Source organism: Dolichospermum flos-aquae CCAP 1403/13F (assembly GCF_012516395.1).
Classification (GTDB): Bacteria; Cyanobacteriota; Cyanobacteriia; order Cyanobacteriales; family Nostocaceae; genus Dolichospermum; species Dolichospermum lemmermannii.
The window spans coordinates 5,091,627-5,108,710 of the sequence record NZ_CP051206.1 but is presented as its reverse complement, the minus strand read 5'-3'; the positions used below and the strand labels follow the sequence as shown (position 1 = coordinate 5,108,710).

The window sequence follows — 17,084 nt, the reverse complement described above, 5'->3', positions numbered from 1 at the left end:
GGGAATAATATAAGTTGTCAAAAATTGATACTGATACTAAGTAAGAAATATCCTAACTTGTCGCATAGACATAGGACTTGACACTTACAAGTATTTATGTAAAACTCCTTCCTGTATAGTCTTTAACTAAAAAGTGTTACAAGTTGTGACACATCCTATTGCCTTCAAACATCATTTTAATATCAATAATTAATTAAATCCATGAATACCATACTCAACTCTGCCCTGACGCTGACATACAATCAACTGAGCGACTTTTCAGGTTTAGACAATTTCTGGCAGGTTTTCGATACCGCTTTTGGTACACAATACAACCGCAGCGGTGCGGAAATTCTGCGTTTACAGTGGCTATCTGGTGATTTTAGTCAAGTTCCCCAAATTGAAATTCTTGATAGTAGCATTCTTGTCGGTGCTAACGGGGCTTATGCTAGTAGTACAAATAAGATTTATCTGTCAAATAGCTTTTTAGCAAATGCTACAACAGAAGCCATTAGTGCAGTTCTGTTAGAAGAAATTGGGCATTTTGTTGATGCTCAAATCAATCAAACCGATAGTGCTGGTGATGAAGGGGCAATTTTTGCCACATTAGTACAGGGTTATAGTTTGAATGCTCAGTCATTAACAAATTTAAGAGCAGAAAATGACTACGCAACTATTACCGTGAATGGGGAAGAACTGATAGTCGAGCAAAGTACAGTCAGTACAACGGATTTAAATACAGTTACTGCGACACAACTTGTTAACACTTTACTGGGATCTGGTATTACAGCCAGCAATATAACTTTTACAGGTGCGAATGTTGCTGGGGGTGTTTTTAGTGGAGGAATAGGAGCAGGTATAGGCATAGAGAACGGTATTATTCTTAGCACTGGAAATATTGCTTTTGCCCAAGGTCCAAACAACTCAACTGGTCGAGGCTTGGATAATGATAGACCAGGTGACAGTAATCTGGATGCCATAGTCAGTCCTCTTACCACAAATGATGCAGCAGTATTAGAGTTTGACTTTATTCCATCTACTACCACTCTGAGTTTCTCCTATGTATTTGCCTCTGAAGAATATTATGAGTATGTAAATTCATCGTATAACGATGTTTTTGCCTTTTACTTAAATGGTCAAAACATTGCCCTGATACCTGGGACAACAACTCCTGTTTCTATCGATACTGTCAACGCTGGTGATTCATCTACACCATTAGCAGGAACGAATTCGTCATTTTTCATTCCCAACTATGGAACTACTTATAATACGCAGTTCGATGGTTTTACTACTGTATTAAGTGCGAATGCAACAGGTCTTGTTCCAGGTGTTACTAATAATATAAAGCTGGCGATCGCAGATACCAGTGACTCCATTCTGGATTCAGCAGTGTTTATTCAAGCAGGGAGTTTTGGAAATTCTACTATTGTCACTGTCGCAGCTACAGATAGTGATGCTGGAGAAGGAACAACAGCTAATACTGGTGTATTTACAATCACTCGCACAGGAAGCACAACCAACGCTCTCACCGTCAATTACACAATTTCGGGAACTGCATCTAGCTCCGACTACAATAGCATTGCTTCTACGGTAATTATTCCTGCTGGTCAGGCTTCAACCACCGTTACCGTGACTCCAGTTAACGATACTCTAGTAGAAGGAAATGAGACTGTAATCCTTTCATTAATTGATACTGCGGATTACGATTTGGGAACAGCGAATAGCGCAACAGTGATCATTGCTGATGATGAGGCTAATAATACCATTATTAATCTTGCTGTTGCTCCTGCCAGTGTCATTGAAGATGGGGCAACTAATCTAGTTTATACTTTCACTCGTCAGGGGGCTACGACGAGTCCTTTAATCGTTAACTATAATGTTGGCGGATCTGCCACATTCAATACAGACTATACTCAAACGGGTGCAGCCAGCTTTGGTTCTACAACAGGAACAATTACCTTTGCGACAGGAGCAAGTACAGCCACTCTAACCATTGCTCCTAAAGCAGATACCAACCTTGAAGGTAATGAAACTGTTGCTTTAACACTAGCTTCTGGCACAAATTACACTATCGGTACAGCCACCACTGTCACAGGTACAATTATTGATGATGACACTCCTGTTATTGCTTTAAGTCTTAATCCCACTACTGTGGCAGAAGACGGAACACCAAATTTAGTTTACACTTTCACTAGAAGTGGAAATACTTCTACAGCCTTAACTGTAAACTATGGAGTATCTGGTACAGCTACACTTAACACTGACTATGTTCAAACCGGAGCAGCAACCTTTACAAGCACAGCCGGAAGCATTACCTTTGCTGCGGGTGCAAGTACGGCAACTTTAACCATAGACCCCACAGCAGATACCACCGTTGAAAGTGATGAAACCGTTGCTTTAACCTTAGCTCCCAGTGCTGGTTACACTATTGTGACAACCGCAGCCGTTACCGGAACTATTACTAATGATGATGTTTTTACTCCAATTGAATCAGCAGGTAATACAAAATTAGTTAAAGATACAGCCAATAAATACTTTACCCAAGTTGGAACAAATACACCAATTGCTATTAAAAATGGTGGACAACAAATCTACCAAGATATCTACGGTTCAGGATGGCAAACGATAGCCGCAGAAACCGTGAATGGAGTTAATCAAGTTCTCTGGAAAAATATTACTGGAAACTATCTGCATATTTGGCGTTTAGATAGTAACTGGAATTGGGTTTCTTCTGAAGGACAATTTGGATTAAATTCGGCTGATGCTTTCACTCAAGAAACTAACTTTGGGATAGATACCAATGGTGATGGTATTATTGGCAATCCTTACGGCTTAATTGAATCAGCAGGTAATACTAAACTGGTCAAAGATACAGCTAATAAATACTTTGTCCAAGTGGGAACAGCCACCCCAATTGCTATTCAAAATAGTGGAGTCCAAATCTTCCCAGATATCTATCCAGGATGGCAAACTTTAGCAGTGGAAACTGTGAATGGAGATAACCAAGTTCTTTGGAAAAATACTGCTGGAAACTACTTGCATATTTGGCGTTTAGATAGTAACTGGAATTGGGTTTCTTCTGAAGGACAATTTGGATTAAATTCTGCGGCATCTTTCACTCAAGAAACTAACTTTAGCATAGATGCTAATGGTGATGGTGTTATTGGCAATCCTTATACTGCAATTGAATCGGCAGGAAACACCAAACTAGTCAAAGATGCCACCAACAAATACTTTACCCAAATCGGAACAAATACCCCAACTGCTATTAAAAATGGTGGACAACAAATCTACCAAGATATCTACGGTTCAGGATGGCAAACGATAGCCGCAGAAACCGTGAATGGAGTTAATCAAGTTCTCTGGAAAAATATTACTGGAAACTATCTGCATATTTGGCATTTAGATAGTAACTGGAATTGGGTTTCTTCTGAAGGACAATTTGGATTAAATTCGGCTGATGCTTTCACCCAGGAAACTAATTTTGGCATAGATGCTAATAGTGATGGCGTTATTGGTAATCCTGCCAGCAATCCTTACATTCTCATTGAAGCAGCAGGTAATACTAAACTAGTTAAAGATCCAACAAACAAATACTTTTCCCAAATCGGAACAAATAACCCAACTGCCATCAAAAATGGTGGACAACAAATCTACCAAGATATCTACGGTTCAGGATGGCAAACGATAGCCGCAGAAACGGTTAATGGAGATAATCAAGTTCTCTGGAAAAACGTTTCTGGAAACTATCTGCATATCTGGAGTTTAGATAGTAACTGGAATTTTGTTTCTTCAGAAGGACAATTTGGATTAAATTCGGCTGATGCTTTCACTCAAGAAACTAATTTCGGCATAGATGCTAATGGTGATGGTATTATTGGCAATCCTTACACAGTAATTGAATCAGCCGGCAATACTAAACTGGTCAAAGATACAGCTAATAAATACTTTGTCCAAGTGGGAACAGCCACCCCAATTGCTATTCAAAATAGTGGAGTCCAAATCTTCCCAGATATCTATCCAGGATGGCAAACTTTAGCAGTGGAAACTGTGAATGGGGATAACCAAGTTCTCTGGAAAAATACTGCTGGAAACTACTTGCATATTTGGCATTTGGATAATAGCTGGAATCGCGTTTCTTCCGAAGGACAATTTGGATTAAATTCTGCGGCAGCTTTCACTCAAGAAACTAATTTTGGCATAGATGCCAATGGTGATGGTATTATTGGCAATCCTTACATTGCTATCGTTTAACTTAGAGGTTGTTTGAAAAGTATTAGATGAAACCGATAATCTCCAGAAACCTAACCCCCCTTCCCCCCTTCCCTACAAGGGAATGGGGGTTTCAAAGCCTCTCCCCGCGTCGGGGAGAGGTTTGGAGAGGGGTTTATTTATACATTAAAAACTTTTCAAACATCCTCTTAGAAGCTAGAAGCCTCTCATTTCCTTATCGGGCAGGTGAGGGGCTTCTACTTTTTTAAGCTAAAATTCAGATATAGCAGAATTTAGCTCAAACCCTACTTTCTGTACATAAATCAGTTTTGATGTTGTCGCAGAACGTTGTCGAAAAATAAGATAATTTTGCCCAGATTTAACAGAGCTTTCATTGTCTTTTGCAAGTTGAGTTGTATTTTGAATGTGCCATGACAGGCTTGCGATAAAACTGATCGCAAAGAGTACAGATCGAAATCTCATCCTGAGTATCTCGCTCCTAAACTCAATGCTGATAATAGCTTTTTCAAGTTCGAGGTGACTATTCTTGTTATTAATACTAAGTATTTCAGATGACAAGAATTATTACCAAATACAAAACTACTTAATTTTCTGTTTAGATGGCTGGTTGCCCACTGCTTTTAAGAATTCTCTCGCTGTATCCAAAATTTATGTAGATTGGGGAAGAGTATTTTCTAACACAAATTCTCAAAATGCAAGTGTTGGATGAAACTTTTACTGACGTTTTGATCAATTTGCACCATAGTTGTCTAAACTACACATTTTTGGACTTTCTCCTCCCCTATTCCCTATTCGCTACTATTTGACACTCTCAGCCCTAAAGGGACTGAGATTCTACTGACAGAATAGATTTAGGTAAAACCCAAACCCTAATTCTCGCTGCGTTCGTCAAACAACGCCTACCCAGTAAGCTTAGGTCTATGCCTAAATTGCTGGCTACTTTTTGCAGAATGTTGGCCGCGCCATTTAAATCTGCATTTATTAATGAACCATTACCAGATTTGTACAAACCACGCTTAACACGCTTTCCAGATGCTTTCCACCCGTCTGGTTTTGGGCTTCGCCCCGCTTCGCTAACACCAAACTTAGGTAGGGAGTCTCCATCTAGAAAACTAGCTTTTGATGTGTATGCTTCTTCGGTTTCTTGAAATCTAATACCGTGTAAATCACAAAGTTGCATTAGCCGGGTTTTGAGTTTACCTAACGGCATTTGGACAAACTTTTGATTATTAATTCTCCCCATATTAGCGTTAGATTTAAACCCATCATTCCAGCCAATAACTAATGTACCAATGCCGTATTTTAAGCAATGATCAATAATTAGTTTTGCAGCTTTATTAATGCCGTCACGCATTTGGTGGTTGCGTTTACGGGTCACACGGTTTAACCAATTATCCCAATAAGCCTCCGGTTTTCCGTCCTTGCGGGTAGATACTTTCTTGTTCCATAATTGATTCATTGCCTTCATCGCCCGGGCATCAATCAATAGTGAATTACCCAATGTATCAACACAAGCAGCTAAATTATCAGCCGTTCCCAAGTCAATAGACAGAGCTTGATTGATGTCTAAAACGTGGTTTTGCTTCTCGACTTCATAAGACATTTCCAGATAAAAAGCCCCGTTCTTAGGTAGGATGGTGAACTCTTTAACCTTTGATATATCTATGTTTAACGGCATTGGTAGGAAAAATTCAGAAATTCCAAACCATCTTTTTACAGTTAGTCCTAACGAAAATCTAAGTTGTCCATTAATTAGAGTTGGTCTTTGTCCACCGCTATTAGGATAGGCAACTTTGAAAAGTTTAGAACCTGTTAGATAGCCGGGAGCTTTCGGTTTAAAAGGTAATTGTCCGTTAAGGAATAAAGAACGTAATCCTTTGAAAGATTTAAAAGCCTCAATCACAGACAATAAAGTTTGTTGTGCGGGTGTAGATGGCATTGATTGAGCGACCATAGTTTTAGCTACTGAAGGTTCATAAGCTAAATCAAACTTACCCGTTAAAAGTTTTCCAGTTTTAAAAAATGTTTGTCTAGCAAAATAAACACCACTGTTATAGAGCTTACCCGACTGTTGACAAAGATATTCTAAAATTGCCTTTATCTCATAATCGGGAGACAACAAAACCTGTTGTACCCCCATGAACTTCTGAACTTTAGGCATTGTTCGGGCTGCAATGTTATGATATTATTATCATAGCATACTAATATTCAATTGTCATCATGTCTAGGAAAAAAGGTACTGTTATTTATTTGTCGGAAGAAGACAAGGCAAAGCTAGAAAAGATTGCCGCAAACTGGGGGGTATCTCAGTCATCGGCTACACAAAGACTGATTAGAGAATACAAACTAGATTAGGAAGGACACGGCGGTTAAAACCGCCCGCGTCGCTTCCCTCTCAGGTCTAAAGACGCTGAGTTTCCCACCTACCGTGAGGTCTTATGAATTCTCCACAACAAGTTGATATCAAGTCAGAAATTATGACTATGCCTAGCTGGTTGCGTCGCCCTCTTGGCAAAGCTAGTGAAATCTCTACTGTCCAACGTATCATTAAGCAACGAGAAATCCACACAATTTGTGAAGAGGGGCGTTGTCCAAATCGGGGTGAATGCTACGCCCAAAAAACAGCAACTTTTTTATTAATGGGTCCAACTTGCACTCGCGCCTGTGCTTTTTGTCAAGTAGATAAAGGTCATGCCCCAATGGCTTTGGATGAACAAGAACCCCAAAAGGTGGCAGAATCAGTACAACTTTTAGGGTTGCGGTATGTGGTATTGACTTCTGTAGCTCGTGATGACTTAGCTGACGGCGGAGCAGGTCATTTTGTGAAAACAATGGAAACTATCCGCCACCTGAACCCTGAAGCTCAAATTGAAGTGCTGACATCAGATTTTTGGGGTAGTGGGGGTGCAGAAGTTCAACGTCACAGCCTAGCGATGATTATTCAGGCTCAACCAGCTTGTTTTAACCATAATGTTGAAACAGTCCGCAGGTTAACCCCAACCGTGCGCCGAGGGGCAAAATATGACCGCTCCTTGGCTGTATTAGCGACAGTTAAAGAATTGAATCATCAGATTCCCACAAAGTCAGGTGTGATGGTGGGACATGGAGAAACAATAGAGGAATTAATTGAGACAATGGCGGATTTACGATCTGTAAAATGCGATCGCCTCACCATTGGCCAGTATATGCGTCCTTCTTTAGAACATCTACCCGTCCAAAAATATTGGACTCCAGCCGAATTTACCGAACTGACCAATATAGCCCAGGAAATGGGATTTAATCACGTCCGTTCCGGTCCCCTGGTTCGTAGTTCCTATCACGCTGGAGAGGAATGAGGTTGTAGGGGGCAGGGGGCAGAAGAAAATTGTCCACTGACAACGGACAACGGACAACTGACCACTGACAACTGACCAACCTTACAAAAATATTTTTAACAGTTTTGCGTAATTCCCCACCCTCAATGTACTCCTAGTGTGGGGATGTAAGCAAGTCAAAAACGAAACGTTCTTAAAATGTTTTTTATTGCAAGTAAAAGAATTTTGAGGACAGTTGAGTTTTTGACAAAATATTAGCATTGGTTCGCAAGTAAATTATCTATTATCTGACGCAACCATTCACCATAACTTTGACTTGGGTCTTTTATTGCCGATATCCTTTCAGCAACTTCTTTATCTATCGTTAGCCCAATCCGAATTTTACTCTTTCTATATCTAGCATTATACTTGTTAACTTTGTCTTTGTTTCTCTGTTGCCATTCAGTTTGTGTTCTTGGTTTTTTCATGAGTTGACATATCTATGTAGATAGATATATAATAGTATTTGAAGTAAACAGAAACAAGAGGTAAAAACATCAATGGCGTTACGGAGAGCGACTTTCCGACTATATCCTAATAAACAAGTCAGTGAAATGTTGCACTACCACCGCCAACTTCATAAAGATTTGTATAATGCTGCTGTATCTAACCGCATTACTTCATATAAAAAGTTTGGTAAATCTGTTTCTTACTTTGAGCAACAGAACTGTTTACCGGATTTCAAAGAAGTCTGGATAGAATATAAAGAAATTAATTCCCAAGCATTACAAGCCACATTAAAACGGGTTGATTTTGCTTTTGGAAGGTTTTTCAAGGGACTAGGAAAGTATCCTAGATTCAAATCGCCTCGCCATTATTCCGGTTGGACTTACCCATCTTTTACGGGTTGGAAAGTACATAGCACAGGGGATAACGGCTATTTAGAATTATCAAAGATTGGTCAAATCCAAATGCGTGGTAAGGCTAGACTTTGGGGGCATCCTAAAGCTTTAGATATCGTTAACCGCAATGGTAAATGGTATGCTTCCATCGTCTTAGAAATTGATGATATTTTGTTAAAGAATAGCCGCAAAACTGATAATGGTGTTATGGCAATTGATTTAGGTTGTAATGATGCAATTGCTTGGACAAATGGTGAAGAAAATGGTTTAGTGGCTGCACCTCGGTTTTTCCGAAAAGCAGAACAAAAAAATCAAGAGTTGGGTAAATCAAAACGTCGAAAACGTTCTCCCAATTTCAAAAAGAAAGTTAAGGCTTCTAGAAGGTGGAAGAAAGTTCAGAAGTTAGTTAGTAAACTTTCGAGAAAAGTTGCTAACCAAAGACAGAACTTTGTTCACCAAGAAACTACACGAATAATCAGCGGTAATAGCACGGTAGTTACTGAAAAATTAGAAGTCAAAAAAATGAGTGCCAAAGCTAAAAAAGGTAGACGTAAAAGGCAAAAATCTGGGTTAAATAAATCAATTCTTGATGTGGGAATGGGGATGATAAAGTCCGCTCTAAAAGCGAAATTATCAGATGTTGGTGGCTTATTTGTAGAAGTTCCTACAAGGAAGGTAAGACCATCTCAAACCTGTCCAAAATGTGGGCATCAAGAAAAGAAAACTTTAGACCAACGGACTCATGTTTGCCATAACTGCGGGTATACCCAACAGCGCGATATCGCCGCCGCAGAAGTAATGCTACTTTGGTACTCAAATAATCTACAGGGGTTAGGAACTAGCCTCTTAGACGTGGATGATTCTAGCTCTACTTCAAATACCAGCAAACGCAAGAATGCTGGAAGTATGAAGCAACTGGGTCGAGTGAAACGTCAAAAATCTCAACTTACTGATGGGGGACGTAGAAACCCCATCTTCAACGAAGTAAGATGGGGTAGTTCATAAAGTCACTAAATTAGGAGAACCGCTTATGACTGCTAAGAGCAAACCTGCTGCTAAACCTTCCTACGTTTTCCGTACTGGTTGGGCATTGCTACTTTTGGCTATTAACTTTTTAGTAGCAGCTTACTACTTCCACATCATTGACTAGTTAGAAGTAGGCTGGTGCTGCTTAGATCGTGCCTTTAAATAAACCCTTGGGGCGAATAAGCAGCACCAAAATCATGATTAATAGGGCTACACCTTGCTTATACTGTGAACCTAGCCAGGGGGTGCTAACTTCTTGGGCAATACCAATAATAAACGCTGCGGCGATCGCTCCGTAAGGATTGCCAATTCCGCCCAAAATCACTGAAGCAAACAAAGGTAAAATCAAAAACCAACCCATATTCGGACGCACGGCGGTAATTAGCCCGTACATACTGCCACCTAAAGAAGTAAATGTCCCAGCAATTACCCAAGTCCACAAAATTACTCGATCAACATTAATACCAGAAACTCTAGCTAAATCTAAATCATCAGCTACTGCCCGCATTGCTTTCCCAATTTTAGTATTTTGCAGCAAGTAGTGAAGCGATAAAATCGCCAAAATAGCTAATCCCAGTACCAATAATTGATTTTGTGGTACTTTTAAAGTCACAGATTCTAAAGCAGGGATAACTGGGAACTTATAGTATTCATCTTGTGGTACTTTTAAAGTCGCAAATTTAAATTCTAAAGCAGGGATAACCGGCAAATTATAGTTTTGGTTTTTACCTCCCCAGAGAAAAATAATCCCATTGCGGAGAAATAAAGCCAGACCGATAGAGATAATAATCAGAGTTGTCGAACTAGCACCGATAGACCGCATTTTTGACCACAGCAACTTTTCTGCTAGTAACATTCCTCCCACAGTTCCCACGGTAGCCACAATCATTGACAGCCAAATATTTAGACCCATACCATTGACCATGAGGGTTAAATAAGCTCCCAAAGTGAGAAAATCACCGTGGGCAAAATTAGACAACCGCAAAATCCCATAGGTTAAGGTCAGTCCAACTGCTGCTAGGGCGATAATGCTGCCTACAGCAATACCGTTGATAATTAATTGAGCAAATTGTTGTATATCCATAAATATGAAGTTACGGTGAAATTATTGTGAATTTTTGAAGTTGCTATTCAGTCTAACTCTCTAATCTCGAGATAACGTAGTATACTGGGGTTAATCGTATTTAAACCCAAGATGAAATACCTAACCCCAGAACAAGTTTACAAACAATTTGGTGATTACCCCAAGACAACCGCAGAATAGGCTGTCAATGGGAGTATAATAATAAAAGACGTAGTAAGTCTAGAATATGAAACTCAAAGTTAAAAATCAGTTAACCGTTACGAGAATCGCTATTTTAGGGACTGAAAAACTAAATACTTGGAAATCTAACGAACTTGATTTAATTGCCTTGCGTTTGGGACAACTACGCTCTGACTTGTGGAATGAGTTCGGGTCGTTGAAAGCCTGGGGTGTGTCTAAATTTGAGATTGACAAACAGCTACGCACATCGAAAGACAAGTATCAATTACCTGCTAAGTTATGGGATTCAACCCTCTACGATGTAATTGATGATATCCACTTGGTTCAGGCTGCTTGTGTCGAAAAGGTGATGAAATATTTGGGTCAATCGTTCCAATCATTCCCATCTAGAAAAGGGGTTTTACAACTTACATTAGAAAGTCGTGAATGGTTGGAACACCCCAAACTTTGCACATTGATGAGAAAGTTTTGGGATCGAGGTCACACAAAAGTTTGTAACCAAATTATTCTTAGGGCTTTTGATACTAAATTAGATAGCAAAGGCTTAGTGTGGTTGCGTTTCGGAGGGTTAACTCCATGTAAAACCCTCAAGTTACCAACGACTTTACCGACGGAAGTAAAATGTCAGTTAAGGCTAATCAAGCGTAATTGCAGATGGGAAATACATTACACGACTGACATTGAAAAAGCTGAAAAAAAGACTCAAGGTAAAATAATTGGATGTGACAGAGGCTACACAGAAGTGTATGCCACATCTTCTAACGATGGTGCTAGATTTTTAGGCAATAATTTCGGTAAAATCCAAACAGAAGAGACTGATTATAGAACAGCGAAACAAGTTAAACGCAACAAAATCAGGTCAGTTTTTAATAAATCTATCGCCAAGGGAAACAGTGCTAAAGCTGATAGGATTAAACGGAATAACCTTGGTAAAATCAAGTGGAATAATCGGGAAACATCCTTTAAAGGTAGGATTAAAACAATCGTTTTTACAGCCACCCATGACTTGATGTTAAATGCAATCAAGGTAGCTTTTGAAGATTTGACGGAAGCAATAAAAAGCAAAAAGCCCATGAGAAAGCGCATGAAGAGAAATGTTTCTTCATGGTGCAAGGGGATAATTGCGGATGCTCTCAAACAAGTTTCAACCCGTGTAGGTTGCACGGTTGTTAGTGTGAATTGTGCATATACGTCACAACTTGACTCCAGATTTGCTACCTTAACTGGTAGTAGAAATGGTGACAAGTTTACCGGACATGATGGGGTCGTAATGCACTCAGATACTAATGCTGCTGACAACATTCTAGCAAGAATGAGTGATGTTGAAATCACTCGATACATGAAACATTCCGATGTAAAAGTAATCTTGCTAGAACGGACGCAGAAGTTTCGGGACTCCATAGTAATGGAATCTGAAGCGAAAACGGGCAAGGATAAGCCCCAGACTCTAGAACCTAAAAGCAAACTTAGGAGTAAGGTCAATCAGAGAGCGAACTATAAGCAATTAACGCTGTTTGACCTCGGTTAACTACGTTACTTGTGTATCTCAGAGGGAACAGAAAACTTATGTAGTGCGGGCATCTTGCCCGCTATATATGCAGGGGAAACGCATCTAAATCTTATTGACAAAATACCTCTTGCGAGAAATCTAGGAAAAAGGGTTAAGCAATTACGAGTTTTTCTCCTTTGAGCATCCGCGAAGCTGCTTCTAAAAGTGCTTCTTCTAAATAGGGTTTAGTAAAGTAGCCACTAGCCCCAAGTTGTAGCGCCATTTGTCTATGTTTATCAGCACCACGAGAGGTAAGCATAGCAATAGGTAGCTGGTCAAAAGAACTATCTTTTTGAACCCGTGAGAGAAATTCTAGCCCATCACAACGAGGCATTTCGATGTCACAGAAAACGATATCGCAAGGTAAACCGGAACGAAGTTTATCCCAGGCTTCTTGTCCATCACGGGCTTGTTCTACACGATAACCAGCTTTTGTAAAGGTCAGAGATAAAAGTTCTCTAACTGTGATCGAGTCATCAACAATTAATACTGTTATTTCTACCTTATCAGCGAGTGAGATGTCTATTGAGGATAAACCTGAGTGCTGCCAATTGCCACCGATATGTTTAGACATCTTACCTTGGAAGATATCAATAATTTCCAACACGTCAGCGATAGGCATAATCATACCATCGCCGAGAACTGTAGCACCAGCTATACCACTGGGTTTAGGTGCTGGACCTTCAAATTGCTTAATTACGATTTCCTGTTCACTCAGAATTTGATCAATTTGTAAAGCAATCATTGTATTCCCTGCGCGGACAATGATTACAGAAATCAGATCATCATCTTTTTTAGTCCCATAGACGTTCCCACAGGTAAGCTGACGATTAAAAACTAAGATGTCTTTTAAAGGTTGGAAGGGGAGGTTAATATCTCTCCAAACAATAAATGATTGTCCCTGAGCATCTTGCTGAATGTTTTTGGCTGCGATACTTAGAGTATCCTCTACACCATCCATGGGAAAAGCGATTCTGGTGCGATCACAGATGCAGAATAGGGCTTTACAAATACTCAGAGTCAGTGGCAGACGAATTGTAAAGCTAGTTCCTTTACCTAGTGTGGAGTCAGTCCCAACTGTCCCGCGAATTTCGCTGATATCGTTTTGGACGACGTTCATGCCCATACCCCTGCCTTTGATATCGTCTACTTCATCAGCGGTACTGAAGCTAGAGAGGAATAAAAGTTCATAGGCATCTATCCGAGACATGGTTTGTGCCTGTTCAGGGGTCAGGATACCTTTTTTAACTGCCTTGTTCTTAACTTTTTGATGATCAATACCAGCGCCATCGTCACTGACAGAAATAATGGTTTGGTTTCCTTGTTGTAAGGCGCGAATATTAATGATACCTGTGGGTGATTTACCCGCTGCTTGCCGGATTTCTGGGGTTTCAATGCCGTGGGCGATCGCATTATTGACCATGTGAGTCAAAGGATCTGTCAGATGATCTAAAATCATCTTGTCAACCAGGGTATCAACACCTTCTGTGACTAACTCTACCTGTTTGCCATATCTAATGGCATTATCCCGCACTCCTCGCCGTAAGCGATCAACAGCTTGGGCAAATGGCACCATTCGGGCTTTTGTTAGTCCTGCTTGTAGCTGGTTAGTTGCTTGGCGTAACTGTCGGGATACCTGTTCTGTTTCTTCGGTAATAAAGTCAATATCACTGGCTGACTCCCGGACTCCCACGATGAACTCAATCATTTCTTGCGCCAGGATATGAAAAGGCGTAAATCGATCCATTTCGATGTCGCTGAACCCACGATTATGGGAATTGTCAGATGAATTATCATATTCTCTAGAGCGGCGAGTGGAGAGAAGAGAGGATTCTAAGAGCGATCGCTCGTAGTATTCCTGCATCCTCATTCCCACATCGGAGAGGTGCTGCACCTGAAGCAATAGGCTATCTAGTGCCTGTCGCAGACGTTCATGATCCTGCTCTAAGGTGTTGCGATTTACCACCAACTCCCCAACCAAGTTACTCATATCATCCAGTTGTTTAACTGGAATTTTCATGTTTTCTTCTTTTATCGTCCGTCGAGTCATGGGACGGGGGATTTTACCTGTAGAAGTTTTTCTTGATGTTGCTGATGAGTTAGATATTTTTTGATCAGCCTGTTCTAACAAGTTTTCTAATTCACTAAATTCATCTTCTAGTCCCAAGACGTTGTCCTGAACTTGTCGAAGGGTCAAAAAAGTATTTTGAGACTTAACTACAGTAGGTTGAATAATTATTGGTGGCTGTGAACTAATCTTTAGTCCATTATCTTCGTTCTCACTCAGCAATGCTTCTAATGCTGCAAAATCTTCATCTTGAATAGATTCCTGACGGGGACTTTCTTCTGGGAATGCGGATAAAAATGCTTCTATTGCCGCAAATTCATCTAGTGAAGATAATTCTAAGTTGGAATCAGCCAAGTTAGCATTGAAATTTAAGTTAGCTTCTACTTCAGATTCAGATAATATTGTTTCTCTTTCTATAAATGTTGTTAAATCACTAATATCAATGTTCGCAATTAATTCTTCAGAAACAGTATTTAAAGAATCTGTTATTTCCTCTGTAAACAAGATTAAATTGTGATCATTTTCATCTTCAACATTCTCAACTATTTGGAGATTTGCCGTTATTTTTGGAGGTTGATGAGTAAATTCTGGGATTGAATTTAGTTCTTCTGGAGATTGAGGAAAATCATTAACTTCTGTCCAAAATAATTCGTTAAACTCAACGATGGGAACAGTGCTATAGGTGACATCTCCAAAATCACCAAATAAATTATCTGGCTCTTGCGGCTGGCTATCAGTATCTGATGTGAAAAATAAATCAAAAGATTGTTCTTGTGCTTGGGAAATCAGATCAAACTCTTTTCTATCTAAACTATTATTTGTAGCTGAATGCTGATTTTTGGGAACAATCTCAACTGATGCCCTAAATAAACTTTCCTCTAATTCTTTAGCTATATCTTGATTAACTGAAGTAGTAATTTTTGAGTCTGTTGTGTCCAGATCATCCCAGAAGTTATCTAAATTATCTATTGAATTAGCAAGATTAGTTGTAATTTCTGATGTCCCAAATAAGTCATCAATTTCATTTGTTGGCGGTGGTGAATTTTTTGCTACTTCTACAAACAGATTATCTAATGATAAACTTTCTGGTGCTGATGGTTTTATTTTTGATGTTTTTATGGTTGTATGAATAATTTTTCCGGAAGAATTAGCATTTTCATCTGCCTGATTTTTTGCGTATTTATCCTCCTCTAATAACAAATTATCAAAACTGATTTCAGAGGCACTGGCTATTTCTGAGAGGGCAATATTTTCTGCTTCAGTTATTTCAAATATAACCGACAATTCATCGTCTTCAGTGAATGTCAATAATTCTTCTAACTTATTAGTGTTAGTTGCCTCATTTTCAGGATCAAGCTGGCGAGATTTTCTAGAAATTGAGATTAATTCTGTGAGAACATCATCTGATGGGAATTGTAAATCTGGACTATTGTCCAACAGATTACCAAATTCTATCGGTTGAGAATCAACTGTTTCCGATTGCAGATTTAACAAAGAGATATTGTCTGTTTCTAATAAATTGTCATCAAATAAGAGAGTTAAATCATCTCCATTGTTGGCAGTTGTTTCATGTTTATCGTCATTTTCAAAGAAGAGTAAATCAGCTAAATCGTGATGATTCTCTTCAACTTCACTATTAGTAATTAGTAGTTGATAGTTAGTGATATCTTCTAATATTTCTTCTTGTTGCCAATTATCATCTAAATCAGGTGTATCACTTTCAAATAAATCAGCAAGACTGTTTAACTCAGAAAGTCCTATCTCTGGAGGATTGTGAGTAAAGATTGACTGATGATGATTAAACAACGATTGATTAATAAATCCAGTTGTGTTAGTGGTATTTAGTTCTGTTGTGTCTGTAAATAAAGTTTCCTCAGCTTCCGTTTCCTCAAATTCCAATAAGTCCAGTTGTGGAAGAGGAAACAGAGTTTCTAGCTGTTGACTAATCGCAATTTTTGCATCTTGATTTTGAAGAACTAATTCTTGAGCCTGTTTAATTTCAGTAATAATAATTTTGGCTAAAGTCAGATAACTATGATCAGGATTGGATATGGCAAGGGCTGCCGATTCACACAAACTACACCAATTTGATAAATTTAAGTCTCTACCAATTTTTACTAATTGATGACAGCATTCTTGCAAATTTTCGCGGGAACGCCCTAAGTTAGTTTGTTTAAACTGTTGCAGCATTTCCCGCAGAATTTCTAATACCTGCCCTTGAAACTCTGTCCAATCCTGATTTTGTCTGGTTGTTACAGGTGATTTCTGGATCTGTGGAATCACAGATATTGGTGGTTGGAGATGATTGTGATTAAGGTTGTTTACTCCATTATTTCCTTGCTTTAAAAGTGTTTCTATATGCTCATTCAGCCATTGCATGACTGGTTCAGTTTTAAGCATCAAAGCTTGAGCTTTTTCTGCTGATAAACCAAAGGGATTGCCAAGACTGTCTATCAGCGCTTTTAATGTATCACAGACATCCAGTAGTAAAGATTCTAACCTTTGGTCTACTTGAATAGGATGCTCTTTCAGAATCTTGAAGCAATCCTCAAGTCGGTGGGATGTTTGCTGAATACTACTTAGACCCAACATGGTCGCACTACCTTTGATAGAGTGGGCAGCACGGAAGACTTCATTAATCATTTCTGAATCTTCCAGGGTACTTTGGAGATTCAGCAATCCCTGTTCAATAGTGTTTAGGTGTTCCCTGGCTTCTTCGAGAAAGTAACCTAAAATCCGTTGTTGTTGTTCCGGCTGCATAGTTAGTTAA

At 39.3% G+C, this 17,084-nt stretch carries 9 protein-coding genes; 5 read left to right on the top strand and 4 right to left on the bottom strand.

The window, feature by feature from the left end:
- Positions 1–201 precede the first annotated feature (201 nt).
- Complete coding sequence (locus HGD76_RS25040; RefSeq protein ID WP_210967684.1) at positions 202–4,233, top strand: choice-of-anchor L domain-containing protein; 4,032 nt, start codon at positions 202–204, stop codon at positions 4,231–4,233.
- A 796-nt stretch (positions 4,234–5,029) separates the two neighbouring features.
- Here the strand turns inward: HGD76_RS25040 and HGD76_RS24250 are convergent.
- On the bottom strand, positions 5,030–6,352 hold the full coding sequence (locus tag HGD76_RS24250) for an RNA-guided endonuclease InsQ/TnpB family protein (RefSeq protein WP_168697560.1): 1,323 nt from the start codon (positions 6,350–6,352) through the stop codon (positions 5,030–5,032).
- A 298-nt stretch (positions 6,353–6,650) separates the two neighbouring features.
- Between HGD76_RS24250 and lipA the strand changes: the two genes are divergently transcribed.
- Positions 6,651–7,547 carry a lipoyl synthase gene (gene lipA, locus HGD76_RS24245; RefSeq protein WP_168697283.1) on the top strand — a complete coding sequence of 299 codons (897 nt, stop codon included), beginning with the start codon at positions 6,651–6,653 and terminating at the stop codon, positions 7,545–7,547.
- 233 nt (positions 7,548–7,780) lie between these two features.
- Here the strand turns inward: lipA and HGD76_RS25035 are convergent, their stop codons facing one another.
- A complete protein-coding gene (locus tag HGD76_RS25035; RefSeq protein WP_148765176.1) occupies positions 7,781–7,993 on the bottom strand; it encodes a hypothetical protein in 213 nt (70 codons plus the stop codon).
- Positions 7,994–8,065: 72 nt separating this feature from the next.
- On the opposite strand from HGD76_RS25035, the gene HGD76_RS24240 reads away from it, so the two are divergent.
- Positions 8,066–9,412, top strand: coding sequence for an RNA-guided endonuclease InsQ/TnpB family protein (locus tag HGD76_RS24240; protein WP_168697282.1), 1,347 nt, complete (start codon positions 8,066–8,068; stop codon positions 9,410–9,412).
- 25 nt (positions 9,413–9,437) lie between these two features.
- Positions 9,438–9,557 (top strand): photosystem I protein PsaX, encoded by a 120-nt coding sequence (psaX, locus tag HGD76_RS24235; RefSeq protein ID WP_015081431.1) that lies wholly within the window; start codon positions 9,438–9,440, stop codon positions 9,555–9,557.
- 21 nt (positions 9,558–9,578) lie between these two features.
- Here psaX and HGD76_RS24230 read toward each other — a convergent pair whose 3' ends face one another.
- Positions 9,579–10,517, bottom strand: coding sequence for a branched-chain amino acid ABC transporter permease (locus HGD76_RS24230; protein ID WP_168697281.1), 939 nt, complete (start codon positions 10,515–10,517; stop codon positions 9,579–9,581).
- Positions 10,518–10,743: 226 nt separating this feature from the next.
- Between HGD76_RS24230 and HGD76_RS24225 the strand changes: the two genes are divergently transcribed.
- Positions 10,744–12,225 (top strand): transposase, encoded by a 1,482-nt coding sequence (locus tag HGD76_RS24225; RefSeq protein ID WP_168697280.1) that lies wholly within the window; start codon positions 10,744–10,746, stop codon positions 12,223–12,225.
- A gap of 133 nt (positions 12,226–12,358) precedes the next feature.
- On the opposite strand, the gene HGD76_RS24220 is transcribed toward HGD76_RS24225, so the two are convergent.
- Entirely contained in the window at positions 12,359–17,074 is a 4,716-nt protein-coding gene (locus tag HGD76_RS24220; protein WP_168697279.1) for a hybrid sensor histidine kinase/response regulator, read from the bottom strand.
- Positions 17,075–17,084 lie beyond the last annotated feature (10 nt).